This window comes from Salinarimonas sp., assembly GCF_040111675.1.
Lineage (GTDB): Bacteria > Pseudomonadota > Alphaproteobacteria > Rhizobiales > Beijerinckiaceae > Salinarimonas.
The window spans coordinates 3425440-3449786 of sequence record NZ_CP157794.1 but is presented as its reverse complement, the minus strand read 5'-3'; the positions used below and the strand labels follow the sequence as shown (position 1 = coordinate 3449786).

General features: G+C 71.7%; 28 protein-coding genes and 1 other RNA gene. 13 read left to right on the top strand and 16 right to left on the bottom strand.

Going from position 1 to position 24347, the window contains the following annotated elements; translation table 11 throughout:
• The first annotated feature begins 156 nt into the window (after window positions 1–156).
• The 5 genes from ABL310_RS15895 (at window position 157) to ABL310_RS15875 (ending at window position 4622) form a co-directional block, all read left to right on the top strand.
• On the top strand, window positions 157–1146 hold the full coding sequence (locus tag ABL310_RS15895) for a sialic acid TRAP transporter substrate-binding protein SiaP (RefSeq protein ID WP_349367984.1): 990 nt from the start codon (window positions 157–159) through the stop codon (window positions 1144–1146).
• 146 nt (window positions 1147–1292) lie between these two features.
• Window positions 1293–1853, top strand: coding sequence for a TRAP transporter small permease (locus ABL310_RS15890; protein ID WP_349367983.1), 561 nt, complete (start codon window positions 1293–1295; stop codon window positions 1851–1853).
• Between the two features lie 39 nt (window positions 1854–1892).
• A complete protein-coding gene (locus ABL310_RS15885) occupies window positions 1893–3233 on the top strand; it encodes a TRAP transporter large permease (RefSeq protein ID WP_349367982.1) in 1341 nt (446 codons plus the stop codon).
• A 38-nt stretch (window positions 3234–3271) separates the two neighbouring features.
• Window positions 3272–4174 (top strand): DMT family transporter, encoded by a 903-nt coding sequence (locus ABL310_RS15880; RefSeq protein WP_349367981.1) that lies wholly within the window; start codon window positions 3272–3274, stop codon window positions 4172–4174.
• Window positions 4175–4364: 190 nt separating this feature from the next.
• Window positions 4365–4622, top strand: a complete 258-nt coding sequence (locus tag ABL310_RS15875) for a hypothetical protein (RefSeq protein ID WP_349367980.1) — start codon at window positions 4365–4367, stop codon at window positions 4620–4622.
• A 161-nt stretch (window positions 4623–4783) separates the two neighbouring features.
• On the opposite strand, the gene ABL310_RS15870 is transcribed toward ABL310_RS15875, so the two are convergent.
• From ABL310_RS15870 to ABL310_RS15825, 10 genes are all read right to left on the bottom strand, one after another.
• Window positions 4784–5704 carry an N-acetylmuramidase domain-containing protein gene (locus tag ABL310_RS15870; protein ID WP_349367979.1) on the bottom strand — a complete coding sequence of 307 codons (921 nt, stop codon included), beginning with the start codon at window positions 5702–5704 and terminating at the stop codon, window positions 4784–4786.
• Between the two features lie 76 nt (window positions 5705–5780).
• Window positions 5781–6512 carry a ClpXP protease specificity-enhancing factor SspB gene (locus ABL310_RS15865; RefSeq protein ID WP_349367978.1) on the bottom strand — a complete coding sequence of 244 codons (732 nt, stop codon included), beginning with the start codon at window positions 6510–6512 and terminating at the stop codon, window positions 5781–5783.
• A 92-nt stretch (window positions 6513–6604) separates the two neighbouring features.
• Window positions 6605–6974: a transfer-messenger RNA gene (gene ssrA / locus ABL310_RS15860) on the bottom strand.
• A gap of 24 nt (window positions 6975–6998) precedes the next feature.
• On the bottom strand, window positions 6999–8462 hold the full coding sequence (gene trmFO / locus ABL310_RS15855) for a methylenetetrahydrofolate--tRNA-(uracil(54)-C(5))-methyltransferase (FADH(2)-oxidizing) TrmFO (protein WP_349372074.1): 1464 nt from the start codon (window positions 8460–8462) through the stop codon (window positions 6999–7001).
• 41 nt (window positions 8463–8503) lie between these two features.
• Window positions 8504–9433 carry a hypothetical protein gene (locus ABL310_RS15850; protein ID WP_349367977.1) on the bottom strand — a complete coding sequence of 310 codons (930 nt, stop codon included), beginning with the start codon at window positions 9431–9433 and terminating at the stop codon, window positions 8504–8506.
• Window positions 9434–9584: 151 nt separating this feature from the next.
• Window positions 9585–9740 (bottom strand): DUF1127 domain-containing protein, encoded by a 156-nt coding sequence (locus tag ABL310_RS15845; protein WP_349367976.1) that lies wholly within the window; start codon window positions 9738–9740, stop codon window positions 9585–9587.
• Between the two features lie 248 nt (window positions 9741–9988).
• Complete coding sequence (locus ABL310_RS15840) at window positions 9989–10471, bottom strand: META domain-containing protein (RefSeq protein ID WP_349367975.1); 483 nt, start codon at window positions 10469–10471, stop codon at window positions 9989–9991.
• Between the two features lie 232 nt (window positions 10472–10703).
• Complete coding sequence (gene hisG / locus ABL310_RS15835) at window positions 10704–11672, bottom strand: ATP phosphoribosyltransferase (protein WP_349367974.1); 969 nt, start codon at window positions 11670–11672, stop codon at window positions 10704–10706.
• Entirely contained in the window at window positions 11669–12820 is a 1152-nt protein-coding gene (locus tag ABL310_RS15830; protein WP_349367973.1) for an ATP phosphoribosyltransferase regulatory subunit, read from the bottom strand. Before ABL310_RS15830 ends, hisG begins: the two co-directional genes overlap by 4 nt.
• Window positions 12821–13007: 187 nt before the next feature.
• Window positions 13008–13481, bottom strand: a complete 474-nt coding sequence (locus ABL310_RS15825) for an Lrp/AsnC family transcriptional regulator (protein ID WP_349367972.1) — start codon at window positions 13479–13481, stop codon at window positions 13008–13010.
• A 111-nt stretch (window positions 13482–13592) separates the two neighbouring features.
• Between ABL310_RS15825 and ABL310_RS15820 the strand changes: the two genes are divergently transcribed.
• The gene (locus ABL310_RS15820) at window positions 13593–14234 is read left to right on the top strand and encodes a LysE family translocator (protein WP_349367971.1); all 642 of its coding nucleotides are present in this window, start codon (window positions 13593–13595) and stop codon (window positions 14232–14234) included.
• A gap of 4 nt (window positions 14235–14238) precedes the next feature.
• On the opposite strand, the gene ABL310_RS15815 is transcribed toward ABL310_RS15820, so the two are convergent.
• Window positions 14239–15120, bottom strand: coding sequence for an ATP-binding protein (locus tag ABL310_RS15815; RefSeq protein ID WP_349367970.1), 882 nt, complete (start codon window positions 15118–15120; stop codon window positions 14239–14241).
• Window positions 15121–15661: 541 nt separating this feature from the next.
• On the opposite strand from ABL310_RS15815, the gene ABL310_RS15810 reads away from it, so the two are divergent.
• Complete coding sequence (locus tag ABL310_RS15810) at window positions 15662–15955, top strand: hypothetical protein (protein WP_349367969.1); 294 nt, start codon at window positions 15662–15664, stop codon at window positions 15953–15955.
• An 18-nt stretch (window positions 15956–15973) separates the two neighbouring features.
• On the opposite strand, the gene ABL310_RS15805 is transcribed toward ABL310_RS15810, so the two are convergent.
• Complete coding sequence (locus tag ABL310_RS15805; RefSeq protein WP_349367968.1) at window positions 15974–16375, bottom strand: PIN domain-containing protein; 402 nt, start codon at window positions 16373–16375, stop codon at window positions 15974–15976.
• Window positions 16372–16605 carry an AbrB/MazE/SpoVT family DNA-binding domain-containing protein gene (locus ABL310_RS15800; RefSeq protein ID WP_349367967.1) on the bottom strand — a complete coding sequence of 78 codons (234 nt, stop codon included), beginning with the start codon at window positions 16603–16605 and terminating at the stop codon, window positions 16372–16374. Before ABL310_RS15800 ends, ABL310_RS15805 begins: the two co-directional genes overlap by 4 nt.
• 153 nt (window positions 16606–16758) lie before the next feature.
• Between ABL310_RS15800 and ABL310_RS15795 the strand changes: the two genes are divergently transcribed.
• Entirely contained in the window at window positions 16759–16956 is a 198-nt protein-coding gene (locus ABL310_RS15795) for a hypothetical protein (protein WP_349367966.1), read from the top strand.
• Window positions 16957–17053: 97 nt separating this feature from the next.
• Here the strand turns inward: ABL310_RS15795 and yidC are convergent, their stop codons facing one another.
• The 3 genes from yidC to rpmH are packed head-to-tail and all read right to left on the bottom strand — an operon-like array spanning window position 17054 to window position 19637.
• A complete protein-coding gene (yidC, locus tag ABL310_RS15790; RefSeq protein WP_349367965.1) occupies window positions 17054–18895 on the bottom strand; it encodes a membrane protein insertase YidC in 1842 nt (613 codons plus the stop codon).
• 6 nt (window positions 18896–18901) lie between these two features.
• Window positions 18902–19471 carry a ribonuclease P protein component gene (gene rnpA / locus ABL310_RS15785; RefSeq protein ID WP_349367964.1) on the bottom strand — a complete coding sequence of 190 codons (570 nt, stop codon included), beginning with the start codon at window positions 19469–19471 and terminating at the stop codon, window positions 18902–18904.
• 31 nt (window positions 19472–19502) lie between these two features.
• Window positions 19503–19637, bottom strand: a complete 135-nt coding sequence (rpmH, locus tag ABL310_RS15780; protein ID WP_188909907.1) for a 50S ribosomal protein L34 — start codon at window positions 19635–19637, stop codon at window positions 19503–19505.
• A gap of 367 nt (window positions 19638–20004) precedes the next feature.
• On the opposite strand from rpmH, the gene guaB reads away from it, so the two are divergent.
• The 5 genes from guaB to ABL310_RS15755 all read left to right on the top strand — a co-directional run bounded on the left by guaB (window position 20005) and on the right by ABL310_RS15755 (window position 24275).
• Window positions 20005–21498: an IMP dehydrogenase gene (gene guaB / locus ABL310_RS15775; RefSeq protein ID WP_349367963.1), complete on the top strand. Its 1494-nt coding sequence runs from the start codon at window positions 20005–20007 to the stop codon at window positions 21496–21498.
• Window positions 21495–21929 (top strand): MAPEG family protein, encoded by a 435-nt coding sequence (locus tag ABL310_RS15770; RefSeq protein WP_349367962.1) that lies wholly within the window; start codon window positions 21495–21497, stop codon window positions 21927–21929. The genes guaB and ABL310_RS15770 overlap by 4 nt, the downstream gene beginning before the upstream one ends.
• The gene (locus tag ABL310_RS15765; protein WP_349367961.1) at window positions 21926–22333 is read left to right on the top strand and encodes a hypothetical protein; all 408 of its coding nucleotides are present in this window, start codon (window positions 21926–21928) and stop codon (window positions 22331–22333) included. The genes ABL310_RS15770 and ABL310_RS15765 overlap by 4 nt, the downstream gene beginning before the upstream one ends.
• A 1-nt stretch (window position 22334) precedes the next feature.
• On the top strand, window positions 22335–22898 hold the full coding sequence (locus ABL310_RS15760) for a type II toxin-antitoxin system VapC family toxin (RefSeq protein WP_349367960.1): 564 nt from the start codon (window positions 22335–22337) through the stop codon (window positions 22896–22898).
• A gap of 69 nt (window positions 22899–22967) precedes the next feature.
• On the top strand, window positions 22968–24275 hold the full coding sequence (locus tag ABL310_RS15755) for an RsmB/NOP family class I SAM-dependent RNA methyltransferase (RefSeq protein WP_349372073.1): 1308 nt from the start codon (window positions 22968–22970) through the stop codon (window positions 24273–24275).
• The last annotated feature ends 72 nt before the right edge of the window (window positions 24276–24347 follow it).

The window sequence follows — 24347 nt, the reverse complement described above, 5'->3', positions numbered from 1 at the left end:
GACGGGAGCGGGCCTCGTTCCGGGCTTGCCGCCCGGCGCGCGCGATGCGAGATTTTCCAACGGATCGGAGACCGTGCATCAGAACGCGGCCCGGACCCGCAGCCTCGTTCGCCGCGCCCGCGGCGGACGCGACACGAAAAGCGGAGGAAACGCCAAATGAAAAGCTTTCTCGCAGGCAGCGCCGCCATCGGCGCGCTGGTTCTCGCCGCAGCCGTGACCGTGGCCCCCGCCAACGCCCAGGAAGTGCTCAAATGGGCCCACGTCTACGAGGCGTCCGAGCCCTACCATACCTGTGCGCTGTGGGCCGCCGACGAGTTCGCCGAGCGCACGGACAATCGCTGGAACATCGAGGTCTTCCCGGCCTCGACGCTGGGCAAGGAGGTCGACATCAACGAGGGCCTCTCGCTCGGCACCGTCGACATCATCTATACCGGGCAGCTCTTCGCGGGGCGGTCCTACGGCCCGATCGCCATCGGCGGCGCGCCCTTCATGTTCCGCGACTTCGATCACTGGGACGCCTACCGGAAGTCGGACCTGTTCGACGAGCTCTCGCAGGGCTACGAGGACGCGACGGGCAACCGCATCGTCTCGCTGACCTATTACGGCCGGCGCCACGTCACCTCGAACAAGCCGATCCTGACGCCCGAGGACATGGACGGGCTGAAGATCCGCGTGCCGAACGCGCCGCTCTACACCATGTTTCCCCGCGCGGTGAACGCGAACCCGACACCGATCGCCTTCGCCGAGGTCTATCTCGCGCTCAGCCAGGGCGTCGTCGACGCGCAGGAGAACCCGCTTCCGACGATCCAGGCCAAGCGCTTCTACGAGGTGCAGTCGGACATCAACCTCACCGGCCACATCACCGACGCGCTGCTGTCCATCGTCGGCGGCCCCGCCCGCGACAAGATCGACGACGCCGACGAGGCGATCCTCACCGAGCTGATCGAGGCCGCGGCCGACCGCTGCACGGTGGAGATCATCGAGGCCGAGAACAAGCTCGCCTCGTGGTTCGAGGAGCAGGGCGTGAACGTCAACGAGGTCGATCGCGGGCCCTTCCGCGAGGCGACGGTGGCGCTCCACAACGGCCCGGACGCGACCTGGGACCAGGACACCTACGACCGTCTCCAGGCGATCGGCGCGGACTGATCCCCGCCGGGCGGGGGAGGGCGACGACGCTCTCCCTCGCAACGTCGTTCTCGCGCCCAGAGCGCCCGACGCCGCGTCGGCCCCGACGGCTCCGCCGGGGACGCCGGCGCGGCGCTCCACCTCGCACCCAGCTTCCGGCGGCTCCGATGACCGACCCGAAACCCGACTCCGACAAGTCCGTCGATCAGCTCTTCGAGGAGTGGCGCGAGGAGGAGAGCCACGTCGACCTCTCCGACCTGCGCTGGTCGGACGGGATCGTGTTCGCGATCTTCTGGGCCTTGTTCGCGATCGTCTTCCTGCAGTTCTACACGCGCTACGTCCTCAACGACTCGCTCGGCTGGACGGAGGAGATCGCGCGCTACCTGCTCATCGGCGTCACCTTCGTCGGCGCGGTGACGGCGATGCGCAAGGGCTCGCACATCGCGGTGGAGGCGCTGCTCGTCTTCCTGCCGGCGCGCCCGCGGCACTGGCTGCTGGTCGTCATCGACGGCATCGTCGCGTGCTTCTGCGGCTTCCTCGCCTGGTACGCCTTCCAGCTGGGGCGCCGGGCGCCGGGCATGATCATGTCGATCGACGTGCCCAAGAAGTACATCTACTGGGCGGTCGCCGCGGCCCTCCTCGCCATGACGATCCACGCCGCCCTGCGCTTCTGGCGGCGCCTCTCCCGGCGCGAGCCCGACGCGCCGCACGGCGCGGCCGTCGACTGACGCCGACCTCCCGACGAGCCCCGAGAAGAGGCCACCCGCATGCTGATCGGCATCATGATCGCCGCCCTCGTCGCCATGATCCTGCTCGGCGTGCCGATCGCGGTGGCGCTCGCGGGCTCCTCGCTCCTCTACATCGTGATGGCCGGCTCGATCCCGGAGATCACGGTCATCCACCGCATGGTGAACGGGGTGGACAGCTTCCCGCTGCTCGCGGTGCCGTTCTTCATCATGGCCGGCAACCTGATGAACTCGGCCGGGATCACGAAGCAGATCTTCGCCTTCGCCACCGCGGCGGTGGGCTGGCTCAAGGGCGGGCTCGGCCACGTCAACGTCGCCGCCTCGGTGATCTTCGCCGGCATGTCCGGCACGGCGGTGGCGGATGCCGGCGGGCTCGGCACGATCGAGATCAAGGCCATGCGGGACAACGGCTACGACGCCAAGCTCGCGGTCGGCATCACGGCGGCGTCCTCCACCATCGGGCCGATCGTGCCGCCCTCGCTGCCGCTCGTGATCTACGGCGTCGTCTCGGGGGCCTCGATCAACGCGCTCTTCGTCGCCGGAATCCTGCCGGGCCTGCTGATGGCGCTGTTCCTGTCCGCGGCGGTGACGATCGTCGCCCATCGCCGCGGCATCGGCGCCGACGCGAAGTTCCGGCTCGGGCGCCTCGGCTGGACCTTCCTCGATGCGATCCTGCCCCTGATGACGCCCGCCATCATCATCGGCGGCATGTCCTTCGGCCTGTTCACGCCCACCGAGGCCGCGATCTTCGCCTGCGCCTACGCGCTCGTCCTCTCGGTGGTGATCCATCGGATCATGAACGCGGTCCTGGCGAGCCGCGGCCGCAAGCCGCGCTATTCGGTGCTGACGATGCGCCAGTTCGTGCGCGTGTCCATGGACACGATCGAGACGACGGCGGTGGTGCTCTTCATCGTCGCCGGCGCCTCGATCTTCGGCTGGATCCTGACGACGACCCGCACGACGGAAGCGCTCGGCGCCTTCATCCTCGAGGTCGCGACGAACCCGCTCGTCTTCCTCCTGATGGTCAACGGCTTCCTCCTGATCATCGGCTGCTTCATGGAGACGATCGCCGCGATCACCATCCTCACGCCGGTGCTGCTCCCCGTGGCCGTGCAGCTCGGCATCGACCCGGTGCATTTCGGGATCGTCATGGTGCTCAACCTCATGATCGGGCTCCTCACGCCGCCGGTCGGCATGGTGCTCTACGTGCTGGCCCGGGTCGCCTCGATCTCGTTCGAGGACTGTGTGCGGGCGGTGGCGCCGTTCCTGATCCCGCTCCTCGCGACCCTCGCGCTCATCACCTTCGTGCCGGCGACGACCCTGTGGCTCCCCGAGTTCCTGCGCGCCATGGGCTATCTGTAGCGACCGGCGCGCCCGCGGCGCGGGAGGGCGGGGGCGAGATGGACAGGGCGTATTCCGCGGGCCGGGACGTGTGGCTCGGGCTCGGGCTCGGCTTCGTCGGCGTGGTGATCTTCGGCGGCACGCTGCCCTTCACGCGGCTCGCGGTGGCCGGGCTCGATCCGTGGTTCGTCACGACGGGGCGCGCCGCGCTCGCGGGCCTCGTCGCCCTCGGCGTGCTCGCTGCGACGCGCCGGCGCCTGCCGTCGCCGGCCGTGCTCGGACGCGTCGCGCTCGCCTCGCTCGCCCTCGTCGGCGCCTTCCCCGCGACGATGGCGATCGCCATGACCAGCGTCGAGGCGTCCCATGGCGGGGTCGTGCTCGGCGTGCTGCCGCTGGCGACGGCGATCGCCGGGGCCCTGCTCGGGGGCGAGCGCCTGCCGGCCGGCTTCTGGGCGAGCGCGCTCCTCGGCGCGGCCATCGTGGTCGGCTTCGCCCTGCGCGACGGCGTCTCCGGCCTCGCGGCGGGAGACGCCTATCTCGTGCTTTCGGTGGCGAGCGCGGCGTTCGGCTATGCGGTCTCGGGCGTGCTCGCTCGCACGATGCCGGGCTGGGAGGTCATTTCCTGGGCACTCGTGATCGCCCTGCCGGTGACGATCCCGACGGCCCTCGTCCTCGCGCCCGCGGATCTCGCCGCCGTCCCCGACGCGAGCTGGGTCGGGTTCGCCTACGTCACGCTGATGAGCCAGTATCTCGGCTTCTTCGCCTGGAACGCCGGGCTCCCGCTGGGCGGCGTCGCGCGGGTGGGGCAGGTGCAGCTCCTGCAGATCTTCGTGACCCTCGGCATCGCGGCCTTTCTCAACGACGAGCGCGTCGGCGCGACCACCTGGGCGGCCGCGGCCGCCGTCGTCGCCGTCGTCGTCGCGGCGGCGCGGGCGCGTGGCGGCATGCGCGCGACACGCTGAGCCCGGTCCGCACACGATCGAAACGAAACCGCCGTTGCGGCGACATCGGATTCCTGCGCCACGCAAGCAACGGGACATGCGCCGGGGCCAGTCTCCGCCCCGTCGACACGACGCGTTCGCATGGGGCGGACGGGCGGTCGGCGAACCCGGGACCGGCCGACGGCCGGTCCGCCCCCACAGGAGACCGACCATGACCAAGATCACGCACACCCTCGCCGCCGCGGCCGTCGCTCTCGCCACGAGCTTCTCGCCGGCGCTGGCCTATACGCCGGACGAGGTGACCCTCTACGACCAGCCCCAGCAGCAGGACGGCTTCTTCAAGCCGCAGGCCCGCACGGCGCACGACGTGGACGTCACCGGCTCGATCCGCGCGCCGCTCGCCAGCGGCGGCGCCGATTTCTGGGAGGCCCGCGAGGCGATCCGCAAGAACGCCGAGGACCACAGCTGAGCGAGGCTGCGGCCATGATCCGCGTTTCGGATCTCCGCACCCGACCGGCCGCCGGCCGGTCCCGACCCCGGCGCGCGGCGGGCGCTCCCGCGACCGCCGCGCGCCGGGCGCCGCCATCGCCGGCGCGGCCCGGGCGGGACCGCCGGCGCCGGCGCGCCGGATCACGCCCGCGCCGCGGCGCGCGCGCCGAGCCGCCCGGCCGCGTCGGCCAGCGCGATCTCGTCGGCCTCGGTCGGCGGGTCCCGCGCCGCCGCGGGGTCCGCGCCGGAGCCGACGCGGAAGGCGGCGAGCGCCGTGCGCGTGCGCCGGCCGAAAACCCCGTCCACCGGGCCCGGCGCGAAACCCAGGAAGAGGAGCCGCATCTGCAGCGCGCGCAGACGCAGGTCCGGGGGCGGCCGCGCCCCGCTCGCGTAGTCCGCGAAGGCGGTGGCGAGCTTCACGTCGTAGGCGTTGCGGGCAAAGCCGGGGCCGTTGTAGCCTCGCGCGAACCCCGTCCAGTCCCGCCGGCGCAGAGCCCGGTCGAGGCCGTTCGCGGCGATGAAGGCGGCCATCGCGCCGAGCTGGGCGTCCTCGCCGGCCCGCATGGCTGCGACGAAGGCCACGACGTCGGGATAGCCGGCGACGCCGGCGTTGAAGCCCATCACCTGCCCGAGCCCCCAGGACGCGCTCTCGAGCGCGGCGACGCGATCGAGCGCCTGCGCCGCCGCGAGCCGGTCGTGCTGATGCGCGCCGGGGCGGCCGTAGCCCCCGGGCTTGGGATTCGAGACCTCCGGATGAGAGGACGCGAAGACGCCGCCGGTGCGGCGGTGGAAGACGTGTCGCTCGAACAGGATCACGGGCCGTCGATCGGCCAGGAAGCCGCAGGCCTTCGCCTCCACGCGCATCACAGCCCAGAGCGCCGCCGGTTCCAGCGAGAGCCGCGCGAGCGCGGCCTCGACCCCGGCCGGCGTCAGCGGCGCGGCCTGCGCCGGCGGCTCGGGGCTCGGCGGCTCGGGGCTCGGCGGCTCGGGGACCGCGCGCGGCGCGCCGCCGCAGGGGACGGACGCCGGGCTCGAGCCCGATAAAACGGATCGCAGGGACATGGCGATGGCCTCCTCCGATTGCATGCGGAGGCTAGCGCAGACATGTCGCGAGTGTCAAGAACGAAATGTGAACAGATCAGGTCTTCTTGCGGAACGCGTCGAGGCTGACCACCTGAGCGCCCTGGTCGCCCTGGTCGCCCTGGTCCCCTTGACCCTCGGCGGCGTCGCCGGTCTCCCGCGGATCCGCGGGCGTCTCGGCGCCGTCCGCGGCGGGCGCGCGTTTCCGGCCCTTGGGCGGAGCCTCGTCCGCGCCGCCGTCGGCCGCTTGCGGCGTCGCCTGCGGGCGCTCGGTCTCCTCGCCGTTCGCCTTCGGCGCGATGCGCGGCGTGGGGGAGCGGCGCGGCTCGGTCTCGGCCGGCTCGGAGCCGGCGCCGCGCAGGAGCGGGCGCGCGGGCTCGCCCACCGGCGCCGGGCCGGGCACGGCCGTCGGACCGGCGGCGCCCTCGGGCGCCTCGCGGATCTCGAACTTGAGCCCGAACTGCACGGAGGGATCGAAGAAGCCGGTCAGCGCGTCGAAGGGCACGAGCAGCCGCTCCGGCACCCCGCCGAAGGAGAGGCCCACCTCGAAGGCGTGCTCGGTGATGGCGAGATCCCAGAACTGGTGCTGGAGCACGATCGTCATCGTGTCCGGGTACTTCTCGCGCATGCGGCTGGACAGGCGCACGCCCGGAAACCCGGTCTGGAACGAGACGTAGAAATGATGGTCGCCCGGCAGGCCGTCGCGGGCGGCGTCCGACAGGACCTTGCGTACGACACCCTTCAGCGCGTCCTGCACCAGGAGATCGTAGCGGATGAGATCTGTGGTCATGGGTCGCTCGGGGGGGTGTCGCTCGGGATGCCGATCTCGGCCGGTTGCGCTCTCGTCCTGACGGCGTATGCCGCATCTCGCCCGAAAATGAAAGTGGAGGCTTCTGTTGCCAGGCGCCTCCGGGCCCCGCCTAGAAGTGCTACCCCCTAGGACTTGGATCGGATGTCGCTAGACCGCATTACGCAGCCGCGCGGACGTCCATAGCATAGTTGTCGTTGGCAACTATAATTCGGCCCGATAACGGCGGAACCATGCCGGGCGAAAGGCTGCCTTTTAGACCCCCGTCGATCCTATTTCGCCCCCGCCGGAACCCAGGGCCCGCATATGGGGGAGCCTGGGCTCGGGTGGAGGCGCCGGGTACCGCCCCCGGGTCCGAAGGGCTTATTGCGACAGCCGTTTATCGCCATAGCCGCCTTGCGGCGACAGACTGAATATAGGCGAGGGGGCGGGGGATTCAACAGGGATTTCGGGGAGCGATGGCCCGCATCACTCCGCCGCCAGCACCCCGGTCTCCCCCGTCTCCGCCAGCCACGCCGCCAGATCCGCCCGCGCGCGATCCGTCATCGCCTTCTTCTTCGCCATGGCCTTGGCGGAGCCGCGCAGGCGCTTGCCGTTCTCGGCCTTCGGGAGAGCGCTCTCCAGCGGGGGGAAGAGGCCGAAATTGACGTTCATGGGCTGGAACGAGCGGGGCTTCGCCGGCCCCGTCTCGACGCCCTCGACGCGCTCCTCGTCCTCGTCGGCGACGATGTGGCCGCCGGTGATGTGCGCGATCAGCGCGCCCATGGCGGTCGTCGGCGGGAGGAGGCGAAGCCCGCGCCCCAGCCGCTCGGCGGCGGCGAAGCGCCCGGCCATCAGGCCCACCGCCGCGCTCTCGACGTATCCCTCGCAGCCGGTGATCTGGCCGGCGAAGCGCAGCCGCGGGGCGGCCTTCAGGCGCAGCGTGCCGTCGAGCAGCTTGGGCGAGTCGAGATAGGTGTTGCGGTGCAGGCCGCCGAGGCGGGCGAACTCGGCGTTCTCCAGGCCCGGGATCATGCGGAAGATCTCGGCCTGCGCGCCGTATTTCAGCTTGGTCTGGAAGCCCACCATGTTGAACAGCGTGCCGAGCGCGTTGTCCTGGCGCAGCTGCACCACGGCGTAGGGCTTCTCGTCGGGCTTGTGCGGGTTCGTCAGCCCCACTGGCTTCATCGGCCCGTGGCGCAGCGTCTCGCGCCCGCGCTCGGCCATGACCTCGATGGGCAGGCAGCCGTCGAAATAGGGGGTGTTCGCCTCCCAGTCCTTGAACGAGGTCTTCTCGCCGGCGATCAGCGCGTCGACGAAGGCCTCGTACTGCGCCTTGTCCATCGGGCAGTTGAGATAGTCGGCGCCGGTGCCGCCGGGGCCCGGCTTGTCGTAGCGCGACTGGAACCACGCCACCCCCATGTCCACGCTCTCGCGGTAGACGATGGGGGCGATGGCGTCGAAGAAGGCGAGCGCGCTCTCGCCGGTGAGGCCGCGCACGGCCTCTGCGAGGGCGGGGGAGGTGAGCGGGCCCGTCGCGACGACGACGCTGTCCCAGTCCTCCGGCGGAAGGCCCGCGACCTCGCCGCGCGAGATCGTCACCAGCGGATGCGCCTCGAGCGCGGCGGTCACCGCCTCCGAGAAGCCGTCGCGATCGACGGCGAGGGCGCCGCCCGCCGGCACCTGGTGCCGGTCGCCCGTCGTCATGATGAGCGATCCGAGCCGGCGCATCTCCTGGTGCAGCAGGCCGACCGCGTTGCTCTCCGCGTCGTCCGAGCGGAAGGAGTTCGAGCAGACGAGCTCGGCGAGGCCGTGCGTCTTGTGGGCCTCCGTCATGCGCACGGGGCGCATCTCGTGCAGGACGACGGGCACGCCCGCCTGGGCGATCTGCCAGGCGGCCTCGGACCCGGCGAGGCCGCCGCCGACGACGTGGACGGGCTTGATCTCGGACATGTTCGACATGCCCGCGTAGATGCGGGACCGGCCGCGCCCCGTCAAGGGAGGCGCGCCGTCGTTGCGTCGCGCGCGAGGACGGAGCGGGCGAGCGCCTCGACGCCCTGCGCCGAACGCGCCACGAAGCGGCTGGCGAAGACGCGCGCGGGGATCGGGGCGAGGTCCAGCGCGGTCTCGGCGAAACGCCTCAGGGCGTGGGGATAGGACGGGTCGTCCGCGAACGCGCCCGGTGCGGCGCAATGCGCGAAGAAGCCCTGCGCGAGGCGCGATCCGGCCTCGAGCGGCCGGCCCGGGGGCAGCCGAGCGCCCGCGTCCCGCGCCGCATCGTGCAGCGCGAGGCAGGCGACCCCGAGCAGGAGCCGGCCCTGCCGCGGGGCGCGGCCGGCCGCGATCTCCGCCTGCGCGCCCCGCACGGCGACGAGGGCGCGCACCGCCCAATGCGGGCCGGCGACCCGGTAGGCGAGCCGCTCCGCCAGGACCTCGCGGTTCCCGGCCGGCATCGGGGCGAAGGCGGCGGCGAGCGCCTTCTCGGCCAAGGCCCGGGCGAGGACGCCGCGGGCGAAGGCGTCCGGCGAGAGGCCGTGCCAGCCGTCCGCGTAATTGGCGGCGAGCATGCGCAGCTCCGGGTCCAGGGCGACATAGGCGAAGATCGGTGCGGCGCCGCCCGCGTCGGCGATCCGGCTCGCGCGGCCGCGTAGGGATGGATGATTGCGTGGACGGCGATCGAAGCTCGTCGCTTCGGGCGCGAGGGGGGCGGAAGCCGGGACCGCGGCGACGAGATCCTCCACGGCGCGGCGGATCGCCTCGGGCGCCTGCTCGCGCTGGGCCGCGGGCCGGCGGGGGGCCTGCGGGTCCGCCGCGGCGACGGATTCCGTGGCCGCGCCCGCCGGCGCGGCCCGGCTCGCGGCGTGCGACGGGGCCCGCGTCTCGCAGGCGGGGCGGGGCAGGGGCAGCGAATCGCGAGCCGGCATCTCCATTGCCAGCAATTTAACATTTCGTTCGAAAAAGACGAAAGAGCGCGCGGAGCGCGTCCCGGCAGCGTGCGATCAGGCGCGTGGAACGAAAAACGCCGGCGCGGATCGCTCCGGCCGGCGTTTCGGGCGACGCGAGAGGGCGCGCCGTTCAGACGTTCGCATAGTGGCGGGCGACGCCGGAGATGTCGGCGCGGGAGAGGCCGACGTCGTTGAGCTCGCGATCGGACAGGCGCTGCAGCTCGCGTACGGTCTGGCGATAGCGCTGGTACGCGCGGATGCGGGACAGGACCCAGGTCAGGAACATGGTACTTACTCCGAGGGGATGTGCTGATGCGTCGCGGGCCGCGCGCCCGGCGTCGCCGCCGGCCGTTCGCGCCCCGTGTTGTGCACTGCAATATGGTGAGTCCTGAGCCCGGAGTAGGTGGAAAAACCTGAAATCAGGCATGCGGCGCTTGCATGCCTCCGGCCGATATCCGTCACATTTCGTTTACGGATGCGTTCAGCGGGACGCTTGCCGACCGAAGGTCGCAGGGCTGCGCCGCTGCGCGAGGCTCACAGCGCCCGCTCGAGCACCAGCTCGCCACGCGGCCCCTGGATCGTCAGGCGCGGCCCTTCCGTGTCCCACCGCTGCGCCGCGCGCAGGGCCTCGAGGAATGAGCGCTCCTTGCTCATGGTCGCCGCGTCGCATTCCCGCCGGGTCAACGCGAAGGGCCCGACGGCGAAGCCCTGGTCCCGCAGCGGGTAGGCGGTGGCGGAATAGTTGTTGCAGCCCGAGAAGCCGCGCAGGCGCAGGGTCTCGTCGAGCGTCATGGCCGGACGCTCGCCCTCGAAGGCGCGGCCGTTCAGGCTCGCCGCCTCGAAGGTCACGCCCAGCGGGAACTGCTTCGGCATCATGGGCGGGGGCACCTGCGGCGCCTGCTGCTCGCTCGGGTCCGGCATGCCGAGGCCTTGCGCCGCGGTCTGGGGGGCGGCGGCGACTGCGGCCAGCAGACCGGCTATCAGGCCGAAGGTGGCCGCGAGACGCGACGCTGTCATGGACGAATGCTCCGATCATCGATCACGGCGCGGACCATAAGCAGCCCGGCGGGGCCGCGCAAGAAAATGCGCGCGCGTCGTGATCCGCCCGCCGAGCCCTGCCGTAGACCCTCCTGAAGTTCGGTCATGAGCTTCCTTCCCGCGGCGCTCCCCCTTCCCGCGCGCGCCGCGCACTTCAAGGCCGCCCCTCGCCGGGGCGGCTTTTTTTCCGTGCGGCGTCCGCGTCGCGGCGTCAGCCGAGGCGCGTCTCGAGCCGGGCGAGAAGCGGGTTTTCGGCGCGGAAGAGATAGTCGAGGCTGCGCACCGTCACGTCCGAGGCGCCGGCCTGCGTGAGCGCGTCGACGAGCGGGAAGACCGCCGCCTTCGGCGCATGCAGCACGAGCTCCGGCGCGGTCGGGCCGTAGGGCGCGCGGGCGCCGAGCGCCTCCGCCGCGGCGAGCGCCGCGCCCTCCCGGCCGGGCTCGACCCGCGCGCGGATCTCGCGGGTGGTGCGCGCGGCCTCCTCCGCCGCGATGCGCCCGAGGATGGCGCGCACCGCCTCGCGCGGGCCCTCGCTCCAGGAGGCGCGGAGCGACGCCACGAGGTTCGCCTCCGAGCGCAGCATCACCCCGTCGTCGAGCACCTTGAGCGCGTTCGCGGCGAGCGTCGCCCCGGTCGTGGTGATGTCGACGATGATCTCTGCCGCGCCCGACGCCGGCGCGCCCTCGGTGGCCCCGAGCGATTCGACGATGCGATAGTCGGCGAGCCCGTGCTCGGCGAAGAAGCGCCGCGTCAGGTTCACGTACTTGGTCGCGACCCGCATCTTGCGCCCGTGCCGCACGCGCAGGTCCACGGCGACCTCGTCGAGGTCGCTCATGGTGCGCACGTCGATCCAGGCCTGCGGCGCGGCGACGACGACGTTGGCCTGGCCGAAGCCGAGGGGCGTGAGCAGGCACACGGCGGCGTCGGCGTCGCCGATCTGCTCGCGCACGAGATCCTCGCCGGTGACGCCGAGATGCGCCTGGCCGGTGGCGAGCTGGGTCGTGATCTCGCTCGCGGAGAGGAACTTCACCAAGACCCCGGGCAGGCCGGGAATGACGCCCTGGTAGTCCCGCGCGCCGCGGCTCTGCTGGAAGGCGAGGCCGGCGCGGCCGAAGAAGGCGGCCGCGTTCTCCTGCAGCCGGCCCTTGGAGGGCACGGCGATGACGAGGGGCTCGGTCATGCGCCGTCTCCGTCCATGGCGTCGTCGCGGGCGGGCTCGGCCCCGGCGAGCGCCGCGGCGATGCGGTCGAGCCAGAACGAGCAGCCGATCGCCGGCAGCGGCTCCGGCGCGCCGAGATGGCTGAGCAGCCGGTCGTAGCGCCCGCCGCCGACGATGGGGCGCGGATCGGCGGCGCCGGCGGCGGCTGCCTCGAAGATGAAGCCCGTGTAGTAGTCGAGATTGCGGGCGAAGTCGGCCCGGAACGAGAGCGCGGAGAGCTCGATCCCGCGCGCGGCGAGGAAGCCCGCGCGCTCCTCGAAAAGCGCGAGCGCGCCGTCGAGCGCGAGGCCGGCGTCGCGGGCGAGGCCGCGCAGGCGGCTCGCCGCCTCGTCGGGATCGCCCGAGATCGCGAGATAGGCCTGGAGCACCTGGCGCGCCTCCGCGCCGAGCCCCGCGTCGCGCCGGCCGGCGCGGGCGAGGAAGCGCTCGGCGATGTCGCCGGCCGAGCGCCCGCCGACGGAGGAGATGCCGGCGATGGCGAGCACGTCCTCGACGAAGGCGCGCGCCGCTTGCGGGTCCTGCCCCTCGATCGCGGCGAGGAGGCCCGCATGCTCGACGAGGGCGGGCTCGGGCTCGGCGGCGAGGATCGTCTGCGCGCGGCCGGAGACGACGGCGCGGATCAGCCGGCTCTTCGCCGCCGGCGCGACCTGCAGCGCGTCGACGAGCGCCTCGAGCAGGCCGACGTCGCCGAGCTTCACGCCGGCGGGCGCCACGCCCATCGCGTCGAGCGCCTCCAGCGCCAGCGCCAGCACCTCCGCGTCGGCGGCCGCCACGTCGCGCCGGCCGATCGACTCGATTCCCGCCTGGCGGAACTCGCCGGTCTCCCCGGCGCGCAGCCGGAACACCGGCCCGCGATAGCAATAGGCCCCCGCGACCGCGCCGCGGCGCTCCAGATGCGCCCGGCAGACCGGGATCGTGTATTCGGGCCGCAGGCACAGCTCGGTCCCGTCGGCGTCCGTCGTCACGAACATCCGCCGGCGGATGTCCTCCCCCGACAGGTCGAGAAAGATCTCCGCCGGCTGCAGCACCGGCGGCTCGAGCGGCGCGTAGCCCTCGCGGTCGAAGAGGCCGAGGAGCACGTCCCCGGCGCGGATCTCGGTCTGGTTCATGGTCCCGCTCCCGGCGGGACCTCTAGCAGGCGATCGCGCGCGGGGGAACGGGGGATGTGCGGGGAGGGTGAATGGGGGATGGAGGTGCGGGGCGGCGCGCGCCGCCGAGCTCCCCTCTCCACGAGGGAGAGGGGAATCTGCTCGCAACCTTTCTCACGTTTCGACATCGACCGGTCCGCGTCGCCCGTCACGGTGGCGAGAGCGGCTCCAGCGTCCTGTTGCGGCGGGAATCGAAGACGACGGCGGTCTCGATCTGCTCGACGCCGTCGCGGCTGGTGAACTGGTCGAGGGCGAGATCGCGCAGATGCGCCACGTCGCGCACCACGACATGCGCCACGACGTCGTAGCGTCCCGAGATCAGGAACAGCGAGCGCACCTCGTTGATCGCGGTCACCTCGCTCATGAAGCGCTCGACGACGCCGCGGTCGTGCTTCGTCAACGTGACCAGCACGAGCGCCTCGAGCCCGACGCCGTATGTGGCGAAATCCGGCTCGATCCCCGCATGCCGGATGGCGCCGGCCGCCTCCAGCCGCCTGATGCGCTCGTGCACCGTGGACCCCGCGAGCCCGACCACCCCGGCGATGGTCTTGTTGGGCGTCCGGCCGTCCTTCTGGAGAAGGCGGAGAATCTCGAAATCGGTTCGGTCGAGGGGCGACTGCACGCGGCGTCTCCGGAAATGCTTCGGGTGAAACAGCGCGGACATCGTGCTTCGATCGGCGCCACGCCGCAAGCACCGAAGCTGCTGCGGCCTCCCGCCCTCGGAGCCGCGTCCGTGCCGACCACCTATCCGCTCTTCCTCGCCCTCGTCGTCAGCCTCATCGCCGTTCCCGGCCCCGACATGCTCTACGTCGTCGGGCGCTCGATCACGCGCGGGCGGACGGCGGCCTTCTTCGCCGCCGCCGGGATCGCCGCGGGGTACCTCGTCTTCACCGGGCTGGTGGCCGTCGGCGTGGGTGTGATCTTCGCGCTGGACGAGACCGTGTTCCGGGCCGTGCAGGCCGCTGGGCTCGTCTATCTCGCGTATCTCGCCTGGCGGCTCTTCCGCTCGGACGGCATCGGGGACGGCGAGATCGGAGGTTCGGGAGTCTCGCCCGAAATCTCGCGAGGGGAGGACTTCGTCTTCGGCGTGCTGACGAGCGCGCTCAATCCGAAGGGCATCCTGTTCTACTTCTCCATCCTCCCGCAATTCGTCACGCCTGCGGCCGGGCCGCTGTGGCGCCAGGCGCTGCTGCTCGGGGTGACGACGAGCCTGCTCTGCCTCGCGCTCTACTTCGCCGCCGGCCTGCTGGCGAGCGCCGGCAGCCGACGCTGGGCGACGAGCCCGGAGCGGCGCCGCCTGATCGCGCGCGCCGCCGGCGCGGTGCTCGTCGTGGCGATCGTCCTCGTCGCGACGACCCGCCTTCCCGGCGCGTGACGCCTCACCCCACCCGCACCCCGAGCCGCCCCGCCAGGTCCTGCACGTATTGCCAGGCGGTGCGCCCCGAGCGCGCCCCGCGGGTGGTCGCCCATTCCAGCGCCTCGCGGCGCACGCTCTCGCGATCGGCGGGCAGCGCGAGCGCGTCGCAATAGCCGTGGACCATGGCGAGGTACTCGTCCTGGGAGCACTTGTGGAAGCCGAGCCAGAGGCCGAAGCGATCGGAGAGGGAGACCTTCTCCTCCACCGCCTCGCCGGGGTTGATGGCGGTCGAGCGCTCGTTCTCCATCATGTCGCGGGGCAGGAGATGGCGGCGGTTCGAGGTGGCGTAGAACAGCACGTTCTCGGGCCTGCCCTCGACGCCGCCCTCGAGCGCGGCCTTGAGCGACTTGTAGGAGGTGTCCTCGGCGTCGAAGGAGAGGTCGTCGCAGAAGACGAGGAAGCGGTGCGGGTCGGGGCGCACGAGGCCCATCAGCTCGGGCAGGCTCTCGATGTCCTCGCGGTGGATCTCGACGAGCTTGAGGGGCAGCCGGCCGCCCTCCCGCGTCTCGTTGATCTCGGCGTGCACGGCCTTGACGAGGGAGGACTTGCCCATGCCGCGAGCGCCCCAGAGGAGCGCGTTGTTGGCCGGCAGGCCGTCCGCGAAGCGACGCGTGTTGTCGAGGAGCGTGTCGCGCACCCGGTCGATTCCCCGCAGCAGCGAGAGCGCCACGCGGTTCACCTTCGCCACCGGCGCGAGCCGGGCGCGCTCCGCCCGCCAGACGAAGGCGTCGGCGGCCTCCGGCTCGAAGGGCGCCTGCGGCGGCGGCGCGAGCCGCTCCAGCGCCTCCGCGATGCGGCGGGCGAGGACGGCGATCTCGGCGGGGGAGGGCGTGTCGGCGGTCATCGTCGGGCGGTTTCCGGAGGGGAGGGTCTCGGGTTCCCTTAGCCGATGGCGCGCCGCTCCGGCAAATCAGGCGACCGCGTCCCAGCTCCAGCCGCTCTCCCGCACCACGCCGTGGGCGATGCGCCGGCGCGCTGCGGCCCCGTTCGCGGCCGTCTCGTAGGCGTCGCGCGGGGCGCAGGGCACGCCCGCCTCCGCCAACGGATCGGTGGAGGCGGGACGCGGGGTCTCGCGCGCAGGGCGGGAGCCCGAGACCTCGGCGACTATCGCCCGCAGGGCGGGCTCTGGCAGATCCTCACCGCGGTGGCGGTGGGCAACGGCTTTCTCGTGATCAGCCTCTGCGCACGAGGACGGCCATTCCGGCGATGCCGGACAAAGCGCGGAGGCTGAATTCGGGCGTGAGGTCTGGCATCGCGTTCCGGATCGGCTGCGCTCTCGCGCCGGCCCGGCGCGCGTTCTGGAAGGCGCGGAGGGCGTCGACGGTTCCGCCATCGGCGGGCGGAGGGGCTTGGCTTGGCCGGGTGTACGACCCCATCTGTAGCGGATGACGCTACGCCGATCCTCCGCGGTCCTCGCCGCGCCTCTCCTCGCCGCGGCGCTCCTCGCCACGACGCTCCTCGCCGCGTCCCCCGCCGCGGCGCAGGGGCCCGGCCCGCTGCCGCTGCAATCGCCGTCCGAGCGGATGGTCGAGGACACCAACCGCGCGCTCATGCTGGAGCGCCGCCTCGACGCCATCGAGCAGCGCCAGCGCTTCCAGGAAGGGCAGTTCCGCGAGCGCCTGAACCGGCTCGAGATGTTCCCGCGGGTGATCCCGCCGCCGCCGCCGATCGTGGAGTAGGAGCGGTCGCGAGCGTCGTCAGAGCCAGCTCTCGACGTGCAGGCCTTGGACACGCTCGAATTCGCGGAGGTTATGGGTCACTAGGCATGCGCCGAGCGAGAGCGCGTGGCTCGCGATCAGCAGGTCCATTGCTCCGACCGGTTTGCCGACGCGCTCGAGGCGAACGCGCAGGTCCGCGTAGACGGGCGGAAATCCGAGCGGGTCCAGGTCGGCTATCTTCAGCCTGCGCAGGATTTCGTCTACCGCCGCTGTGAGGCGTGGGGCGTTGCGCTTCGCGGCGCCGAAGCGCAACTCGCACGCCACGAATGGGCTCGTAAAGACGGCATGCTCGCCGACTTCGGCAATTCTCGTACGGACCGGGCTCGTACGAGGATTGCGTATCAGATCGGACAGAACATGCGTGTCGAGCAAGTACTTCACAGCTCGACCTTCCTGGGCGGCGGGTCTGCGATCTCCGGCCAGCCTTCGTCGACTGGCTCCATTTCGTCGAGCCAATCCAGCAGCGTGCCTTGCGGAGCCGGCTCGATGATCAGGGCCGAGCCCTGGCGGCGCACCACTGCTTCCGTGCCCGGCAGCTCGAACTCGCGCGGGATACGGACAGCTTGATTCCGACCATTGCGGAAAAGGCTCACTCGTCGCGCGTCGTTCATCGCTATCTCCGGCCTATGCCGAAAACATAGGCCTTTCGCCGTCCATCTGCAAGGGGTGGTCGGGCTCCGGAACCGGCGGGTCACCAAGGGAGCGTGTGTTCGCCGTGCGACGGCGACGCGGTATCTTTCGGCGGCATCGATGTGGAGGTGGCGATGGTACGTTCCCGCTTGCCTGAGGAACTCACCGAGGAACAAGGCGCTACGTGGGCCGACGAGTTCATGGAGTCGATGAGAGCGCCGGGCGTCGAGAAGGAGAGCTTCTTCGCCGAGCGCCGAGGTCTCGGCCGCGGCGTGGGTCTGGACGAAAACGGTGCTCTCGTGAGGGCCATGAAGCCGGGAGCAATGGACTGACGTTCCCCGCCTAGTCCAGCGCTTCCTGCGGCCCAAACGCAAAAGGGCGGCCCCGCGGGACCGCCCCTCCGCTTGCAGATCGGCGCCTGCCGGCCCGTCAGCCCTTGGCCGCGGCGCGGCCGCCGCCGATCATCTTCTTGAGGTTGTCCCACAGCTCGATCTTCACGCCGTGGCGGCGCATGATGAAGCCCTGCTGCAGGACCGAGAGGAAGTTGTTCCACGCCCAGTAGATCACCAGGCCCGCCGGGAACGAGGCCAGCATGAAGGTGAAGATCACCGGCATCCAGGTGAACACCGCCTTCTGAATCGGGTCCGGCGGCTCCGGGTTCATCTTCATCTGCACGAACATCGTGAAGCCCATCAGGATCGGCCAGATGCCGACCGTCAGCAGCGCCGGCGTGTCGTAGGGCAGGAGCCCGAACAGGTTGAAGAGCGAGGTCGGATCGGGCGCGGCGAGGTCCTGGATCCAGCCGAAGAACGGCGCGTGCCGCATCTCGATCGTGACGAACAGCACCTTGTAGAGCGCGAAGAAGACCGGGATCTGGATCAGCACCGGCCAGCAGCCGGCGACCGGATTGATCCGCTCGCGCTTGTAGAGCTCCATCAGCTCCTGCTGCTGCTTCATCTTGTCGTCCGCGTAGCGGTCGCGGATGGCCATCATTTCCGGCTGGACGGCCTTCATCTTGGCCATCGAGGCGTAGGACTTGTTGGCGAGCGGCAGGAAGAGGATCTTCAGGAACACCGTCACGATCAGGATCGCGACGCCGAAATTGCCCAGCAGCCCGAAGAAGAAGTCGAGCGCGTAGAACATCGGCTTGGTGATGAAGTAGAACCAGCCCCAGTCGATCAACAGGTCGAACTGGCGGATGTCGTAGGCCTCGCCGTAGCCGTCGACGACGTCGACCTCCTTGGCGCCGGCGAAGAGGCGCTTGAGCGAGGTCGCGCTCTCGCCCGCCGCGATGGTGCGCGCCGCGCCCAGCGCGTCCGCCTGGAAGATCGGCGCGCCGCCGTTCCCCTCCGCCGTGAAGCGGCCGGTGAAGGTCGTGTCCTGGTCGGGGACGATGGCGGTGGCCCAGTACTTGTCGGTGATGCCGACCCAGCCGCCGGTCTCCGCCGTCCAGGTCTCGCCGGTGACCGACTGCGACAGCCGATCGGCGTCCTGGACGTCGCCGTAGTCCCATTCCTGCAGGCCTTCCTCGCCGAGCACGCCGATGAAGCCCTCGTGCAGCACGAAATAGCCGAGCACGTTCGGCATGCCGTGGCGCGAGACGAGGCCGTAGGGATAGAGGGTGATGGGCTCGCCGCTCTCGTTGACGACGGTGTCCTCGATCGTGAACAGCGCGTCGCGATCCACCGCGATCGTGCGCTGGAAGGTGAGGCCGGCCTCGTTGGTCCAGGTGAGGGTGACGGGGCTCTCGGGCGTGAGACGCTCCGCATCGGCGGACCACACGGTCTGCGAATCGGGCAGGCCTCCCGGCACCGTGCCGCCGCCGACCCAGCCGAACTCGGCGTAGTAGGGGTTCGCGGTGCCCGTCGGCGAGAGCAGCACGATCGGATCGGAGTTGGGGTCGGGCGTCTCGCGGTAATCCTTGAGGATCAGGTCGTCGAGGCGCGCGCCGCGCAGGTTGATCGAGCCCTCCTTCGAGGGCGTCGAGATCGGGATGCGGGGCGCGGCGGCGACGGCGGCCTCGCGGGTCGCGGGCAGGTTCAGGCCCGGCGCGACGTTCGGCGCGGGCGCGCCCGGCGCCGTGCCGCCGTCGGAGGGCAGCGGCAGGTTCGGCTGCCCCGGCGCGGCGGCGGATTGCTCCGTCTGCTGCTGCGCGGCGAGCTCCGCCTCGCGCTGCGCCTGCGGCGCCGCGTAGAAGTACGTCCAGGCGACGAACACGATCACCGAGAGGACGATCGCCAGGATGAGGTTACGTGAGTCTTCGTCGCGCATGGGACTTTACGAGGTCGCTTCGGAAGGGCCGAGGGAGGAGGGCGCGTCGCCGCGCCGGCTCGTCGATTGCTGTCGGGACGTCCCGCCGCCGCGACGGCGGCCGCGCGGCGCGTCCGCGCGCGGGGGGCGTGCGCCTCCGGGCTTGGTCACCACGTGGAGGGCGCGGACGAAATCGTCAATGAGGGAAGAGTACGCAGCCTCGAGGGCCGGGCGGCGCGCGATGATCACGACGTCCGCGGGAGGCAGCGGCTCGGGAGGGAGATCGCGGGGGAGGGCGGCCTCGCCGGCGGCCATCGCCGCGGCGTCATGCCGCGCGTCGGTACCCTCGGGCGCGGGAGCGCGCGCGAGCGCCTCGCGGGCCGCGTGCCGCAGGCGCCGCTTGATGCGGTTGCGCTCCACCGCGTGGCCCACCTTCTTCGTGACGGTGAAGCCCACCCGCAGGGGGCCCTCGTCGTCGCGCAGCCGGCCCTGGACCGTCATGCGCTCCGAATGGAAACGGCGGCCCGAGGCCGCCGCGACGAACTCCCGTCGTTTCGTCAGGCGACCGACCCGCGGCGCGTCGTCTGTCCCGCGCATCGATCGATCGCCCTCCGAGTCGCGCGTCCGCTCACGCGGACAGGCGCTTGCGGCCCTTGGAACGACGGTTGGCGATGACCTTGCGGCCGCCGACGGTCGCCATGCGCGCGCGAAAGCCGTGACGGCGCTTGCGCACGATCTTGCTGGGTTGATACGTCCTCTTCACGGCCTTCTCTCCGGTCGCTTCTGTCGGGGCGCGGCCGGCCGTGCGAGAAAGCCTCGCGCGACGCCTGCCTCTTGTCGTGGTGCACAGGTGAGCGGCCGCCGCCCTCGGGCCGCGCCGCTCCAGTCGGGCGGCTTATGACGGATGGGACTGCGGAAGTCAACGCGCGGCAGGCCGCTTTCACGCGCGGCGGAGCGTTGCCGCCGCGGCTGCCGCGAAGCCTGCGGCTTCATGGCCCCGCGCCGTCATCCCGCACTGCGACGAAGCCGCTCGACCGGGCCGCGAGGCCGTGCTACGGACCCACGCCAACTCATGGCCGGGGGACGCGCGAACGCGAGGCCCGGCTTGCCCGCCGCGAGGGAGTTGGCCCATGGCCCGAATCATCGAAGACCGACTGACCGAGGGGCTGACCTTCGACGACGTCCTGCTGCGTCCCGCCCACTCGGAGGTGCTGCCCTCCGAGGTCGACATCCGCACCCGGCTCACGGGCCAGATCCGCCTCAACATGCCGATCATCGCCTCCGCCATGGACACGGTGACGGAGGGCCGCATGGCCATCGCCATGGCGCAGATGGGCGGCATCGGCGTCATCCACCGCAACCTCGACGTCGAGGACCAGGCGAAGCAGGTCCGGCTCGTCAAGAAGTACGAATCGGGCATGGTGATGGACCCGATCACCATCCACCCGGACGAGACGCTGGCGGACGCCCTCGAGCTGATGCGGCGCAATTCCATCTCCGGCATCCCGGTGGTGGAGCGCGGGCCGGCCGGCCGCAAGGGCAAGCTCGTCGGCATCCTCACCAATCGCGACGTGCGCTTCGCCGACCGTATGGACCAGCCGGTCTCCGAGCTGATGACCAAGGACCGGCTGATCACGGTTCGCGAGGACGTCTCCCAGGACGAGGCGCGCCGGCTGCTCCACCAGTTCCGGATCGAGAAGCTGCTCGTCGTCGACGACCATTTCCGCTGCACGGGCCTGATCACCGTCAAGGACATCGAGAAGCAGGTCGCCTACCCGAACGCCGCCAAGGACCCGCAGGGGCGCCTCCTCTGCGCCGCCGCCACCACGACGGGCGACGCCGGCTTCGAGCGTTCCGAGGCGCTGGTCGAGGCGGGCTGCGACGTGATCGTGGTCGACACGGCCCACGGCCATTCGGCGGGCGTGCTGAAGTCCGTCTCGCGGGTGAAGACGCTCTCGAACCAGGTCCAGGTCATCGCCGGCAACATCGCCACCTACGACGGCGCCAAGGCGCTGATCGACGCGGGCGCGGACGCGGTGAAGGTCGGCATCGGCCCGGGCTCGATCTGCACGACCCGGATCGTCGCGGGCGTCGGCGTGCCCCAGCTCACCGCCGTCATGGACGCGGTGCGCGCGGCGGATGCGACGAAGACCCCGGTCATCGCCGACGGCGGCATCAAGTTCTCGGGCGATCTCGCCAAGGCGCTCGCCGCGGGCGCCTCCTGCGCGATGGTGGGCTCGCTGCTCGCCGGCACCGACGAGGCGCCGGGCGAGGTCTTCCTCTACCAGGGCCGCTCCTACAAGGCCTATCGCGGCATGGGCTCGGTGGGCGCCATGGCCCGCGGCTCGGCCGACCGCTATTTCCAGCAGGACATCAAGGACCAGATGAAGCTCGTGCCGGAGGGCATCGAGGGCCAGGTTCCCTACAAGGGCCCGGTCGGCGCCGTCCTGCACCAGCTCGCCGGCGGCCTGAAGGCGGCCATGGGCTATACCGGCTGCCGGACGCTGGAGGATTTCGCCACGCGCGCCGAGTTCGTCCGCATCACCAATGCCGGGCTTCGCGAGAGCCACGTCCACGACGTGACCATCACCCGCGAGAGCCCGAACTACCCAGCCCGCACATGAGCGCGGGCGCCGTCTCGGCGGGGGCGCTCCTCGCCCCCGTCCTCGTCCTCGTGGCGATGACCTTCGCGCTCCTGCTCTGGTCGGGGCGCATGCGCTTCGCCGCGGTGGGCCGCGGCGAGGTGAAGATGCGCGACGTGGCTTTGCGCGAGCCGAACTGGCCCCAGCACATCACCAAGGTCGCGAACTGCTTCCAGAACCAGCTGGAGCTGCCGCTCCTGTTCTACGTACTCGTCGCGCTGGTGCTCGCGACGGGGGTGGGGAGCGTCGTCGACCTCGTCCTCGCCTGGGCCTTCGTCGCCGCCCGCCTCGCCCACGCCGCGGTGTTCGTGACCTCGAACGACTTGAGGAAGCGCGGGCCGATCTTCGTGGTCGGCATGGCGGTGCTGGCGCTGCACTGGGGGTGGTTCGCGCTGCGGCTTTACGCGTTGTGATCCGCATCGCGCTTGCGGCGGCGGTCGGGGGGCGCTATGTTGCGTGTCAGACGCAGATGCAGCTTCCGGGACAGGTCATGAGCTGGAGCGGACGCCCGCCGGGCTTCGAGGAGAACGCGGCCTTCGAAGACGAGCCCGCGCTCGCGCCGCGCGTGGCGCTCGTGCTGGAGGACGCGCAGAAGGCCGGTCACCTCAGCCGCCAGCGCGCCGCGCTGACGCTCGACGTCGACCAGGAGCTTCTCGAGGCTCTCAAGCGCAGAACGGGCCTCGACGATCCGGCCGCCGTGATCGAGTTCGCGTTGGCGCACGTGGCGCTCGACTCCGATTTCGTCGTGGCCGCCCGCCGGACCTGGCAAGCGATCGACGACGATCTAGACTTCGGCGATCTCTTCGCGGACGTCTAGCGTGTCCGCATTCGATCTCGATCGGGCGCTTCGATGGGCTGACCGGCGCCGCGGAGGTCGGACGCGCAGGCCGGACGCCGAGCTCCCGTTCCTCCATGTCGGCGCACGCCAGGTCGGGCCCGTCCTGCTCGACACCTGTGTCTCCATCGATCGCATGCGCCGAACGGCGCCGCCCGCGGTCCTGTCGCTCCTTGACGCCGGCACGGTTTTCCATTCGGCGACCGCCCTCCAGGAACTGCTGCACGGTCTCGGCGCGCTCGACCCCGGTGATCCGCGAACGCCCACCGTCGTGGAGCGCGTGCGCACGCAAGTCATCAGCATCGCACGCCACCGCCTCCGCGTCCCCGACGCCGACATCCTCGGTCGCGCGGCGCTCCTCGCCGGCCTCGTCTGCCGCCTGCAGGGCTACGCCCGCGACGACCGGCTGCGCGCCCTGAACGATTGCGTGCTCTTCGTCCAGGCCCTGAAGCATGGCCTCACCGTGCTCACGGCCAATGTCGGCGACTTCGACGTCCTGGCCCAGCTCGAGCCGCGGGGGCGGGTGGCGTTCTATCGGCGTGGGTGAGGGCGTTCCCGCAGGCTCCCCTGAACGCCCCCGCTTGCGGCCACCCCCCGAACCTGCCACATGCAGGCGATGACGCCGCACGCACGCCTGTCCGCCGCGATGGAGGTCCTCGACGACATCCTCGCGCGCCGCCGCCCCGCCGCCGACTCCCTCAAGGATTGGGGCCTCTCCCACCGCTTCGCCGGGTCGAAGGACCGCGCCGGCATCGCCACCATCGTCTACGACGCCCTGCGCCGGCGCGCTTCCGCGGCCTGGATCCTGGGGCAGGCGCCGGGCGAGGAGACCGGCCGGGCGCTGGTGCTCGGCATGCTCGCCCTCCAGCGGTCGATGAGCGTCGAGGAGATCGCTTCGCTGGCCAACGGCGAGCGTTTCGCGCCGGCGCCCCTCTCGGACGACGAGCGCGCCCGCCTCGCGCGGCCGGACCTCTCCGACGCGCCGCCGCACGTCCAGGGCGACTATCCCGAGTGGATCCACGACGAGCTCGCGGGCGTGTTCGGCGAGGACGTCGCCGCCGAGGCCCGGGCGCTCGCCGAGCGCGCGCCCCTCGACATCCGCGTCAACACGCTCCTCGTCACCCGCGAGGAGGCGCAGAACGCGCTCGCCTTCCTCTCGCCGATCGAGACGCCGCATTCCCCGCTCGGCCTGCGCATCGCGCTCGGCGACGACGGGCGCGGGCCCGCGCTCCAGGCCGAGCCCGAGTTCAAGAAGGGCTGGTTCGAGATCCAGGACGAGGGCTCGCAGCTCGCCGCCCTCCTCGCCCATCCGGGCGGGAAGGCGCAGGTGGTGGACCTCTGCGCCGGCGCAGGCGGCAAGACGCTGGCGCTCGCGGCCTTGATGGACAATGCCGGCCAGATCTACGCCACCGACGCCGACGCGCGCCGGCTGGCGCCCATTCACGACCGGCTCGCCCGCTCCGGCGCGCGCAACGTCCAGATCCGCTCGCCGCGGGGCAAGGCCGACGCGGTGGAGGATCTCGACGCCCGCGCCGATCTCGTCCTCGTCGATGCGCCCTGCACCGGCACCGGCACCTGGCGGCGCAACCCGGACGCCAAGTGGCGGCTGCGGCCGGGCTCGCTGGAGCAGCGTCTCGCCGAGCAGGAGCGCGTGCTCGACCGCGCGGCGCGGCTCGTGAAGCCCGGCGGGCGGATCGTCTACGTCACCTGCTCGGTGCTGCCGGCGGAGAACGACGGCGCGATCGCGGGCCTGCTTTCGCGCACGGACGGCTTCGCGCCCGTGCCGGCGGGCGATCTCCTCGCCGCGGCGGGGCTCGAGGCGCTCGCGCCGCATGTCCGCACGACGCGCTTCGGCCTGCAGATGTCGCCGCTGCGGACCGGCGTCGACGGCTTCTACGTCGCGGCCCTCGCCCGCGCGGGCTGAGGGCGGCGTTTCGCGCGGGGCGGGGGCGTTGCGCCCCCCTCGCTCCTGGCGTAACGACGGGCGCACGACCCG

What these genes read in the sequence shown, in the direction of transcription:
- hisG (WP_349367974.1), bottom strand. Translation starts at nt 11,672, where the DNA reads ATGACCGAGCCCCTCGTCATCGCCGTGCCCTCCAAGGGCCGGCTGCAG.
- yidC (WP_349367965.1), bottom strand. Translation starts at nt 18,895, where the DNA reads ATGCGCGACGAAGACTCACGTAACCTCATCCTGGCGATCGTCCTCTCG.
- ABL310_RS15840 (WP_349367975.1), bottom strand. Translation starts at nt 10,471, where the DNA reads ATGACAGCGTCGCGTCTCGCGGCCACCTTCGGCCTGATAGCCGGTCTG.
- ABL310_RS15885 (WP_349367982.1), top strand. Translation starts at nt 1,893, where the DNA reads ATGCTGATCGGCATCATGATCGCCGCCCTCGTCGCCATGATCCTGCTC.
- ABL310_RS15845 (WP_349367976.1), bottom strand. Translation starts at nt 9,740, where the DNA reads ATGTTCCTGACCTGGGTCCTGTCCCGCATCCGCGCGTACCAGCGCTAT.
- ABL310_RS15865 (WP_349367978.1), bottom strand. Translation starts at nt 6,512, where the DNA reads ATGACCACAGATCTCATCCGCTACGATCTCCTGGTGCAGGACGCGCTG.
- ABL310_RS15800 (WP_349367967.1), bottom strand. Translation starts at nt 16,605, where the DNA reads ATGAACGACGCGCGACGAGTGAGCCTTTTCCGCAATGGTCGGAATCAA.
- trmFO (WP_349372074.1), bottom strand. Translation starts at nt 8,462, where the DNA reads ATGTCCGAGATCAAGCCCGTCCACGTCGTCGGCGGCGGCCTCGCCGGG.
- ABL310_RS15880 (WP_349367981.1), top strand. Translation starts at nt 3,272, where the DNA reads ATGGACAGGGCGTATTCCGCGGGCCGGGACGTGTGGCTCGGGCTCGGG.
- ABL310_RS15755 (WP_349372073.1), top strand. Translation starts at nt 22,968, where the DNA reads ATGACGCCGCACGCACGCCTGTCCGCCGCGATGGAGGTCCTCGACGAC.
- ABL310_RS15810 (WP_349367969.1), top strand. Translation starts at nt 15,662, where the DNA reads ATGACGCTACGCCGATCCTCCGCGGTCCTCGCCGCGCCTCTCCTCGCC.
- guaB (WP_349367963.1), top strand. Translation starts at nt 20,005, where the DNA reads ATGGCCCGAATCATCGAAGACCGACTGACCGAGGGGCTGACCTTCGAC.
- ABL310_RS15850 (WP_349367977.1), bottom strand. Translation starts at nt 9,433, where the DNA reads ATGCCGGCTCGCGATTCGCTGCCCCTGCCCCGCCCCGCCTGCGAGACG.
- ABL310_RS15890 (WP_349367983.1), top strand. Translation starts at nt 1,293, where the DNA reads ATGACCGACCCGAAACCCGACTCCGACAAGTCCGTCGATCAGCTCTTC.
- ABL310_RS15795 (WP_349367966.1), top strand. Translation starts at nt 16,759, where the DNA reads ATGGTACGTTCCCGCTTGCCTGAGGAACTCACCGAGGAACAAGGCGCT.
- ABL310_RS15870 (WP_349367979.1), bottom strand. Translation starts at nt 5,704, where the DNA reads ATGTCCCTGCGATCCGTTTTATCGGGCTCGAGCCCGGCGTCCGTCCCC.
- rnpA (WP_349367964.1), bottom strand. Translation starts at nt 19,471, where the DNA reads ATGCGCGGGACAGACGACGCGCCGCGGGTCGGTCGCCTGACGAAACGA.
- ABL310_RS15830 (WP_349367973.1), bottom strand. Translation starts at nt 12,820, where the DNA reads ATGAACCAGACCGAGATCCGCGCCGGGGACGTGCTCCTCGGCCTCTTC.
- ABL310_RS15875 (WP_349367980.1), top strand. Translation starts at nt 4,365, where the DNA reads ATGACCAAGATCACGCACACCCTCGCCGCCGCGGCCGTCGCTCTCGCC.
- ABL310_RS15770 (WP_349367962.1), top strand. Translation starts at nt 21,495, where the DNA reads ATGAGCGCGGGCGCCGTCTCGGCGGGGGCGCTCCTCGCCCCCGTCCTC.
- ABL310_RS15815 (WP_349367970.1), bottom strand. Translation starts at nt 15,120, where the DNA reads ATGACCGCCGACACGCCCTCCCCCGCCGAGATCGCCGTCCTCGCCCGC.
- ABL310_RS15895 (WP_349367984.1), top strand. Translation starts at nt 157, where the DNA reads ATGAAAAGCTTTCTCGCAGGCAGCGCCGCCATCGGCGCGCTGGTTCTC.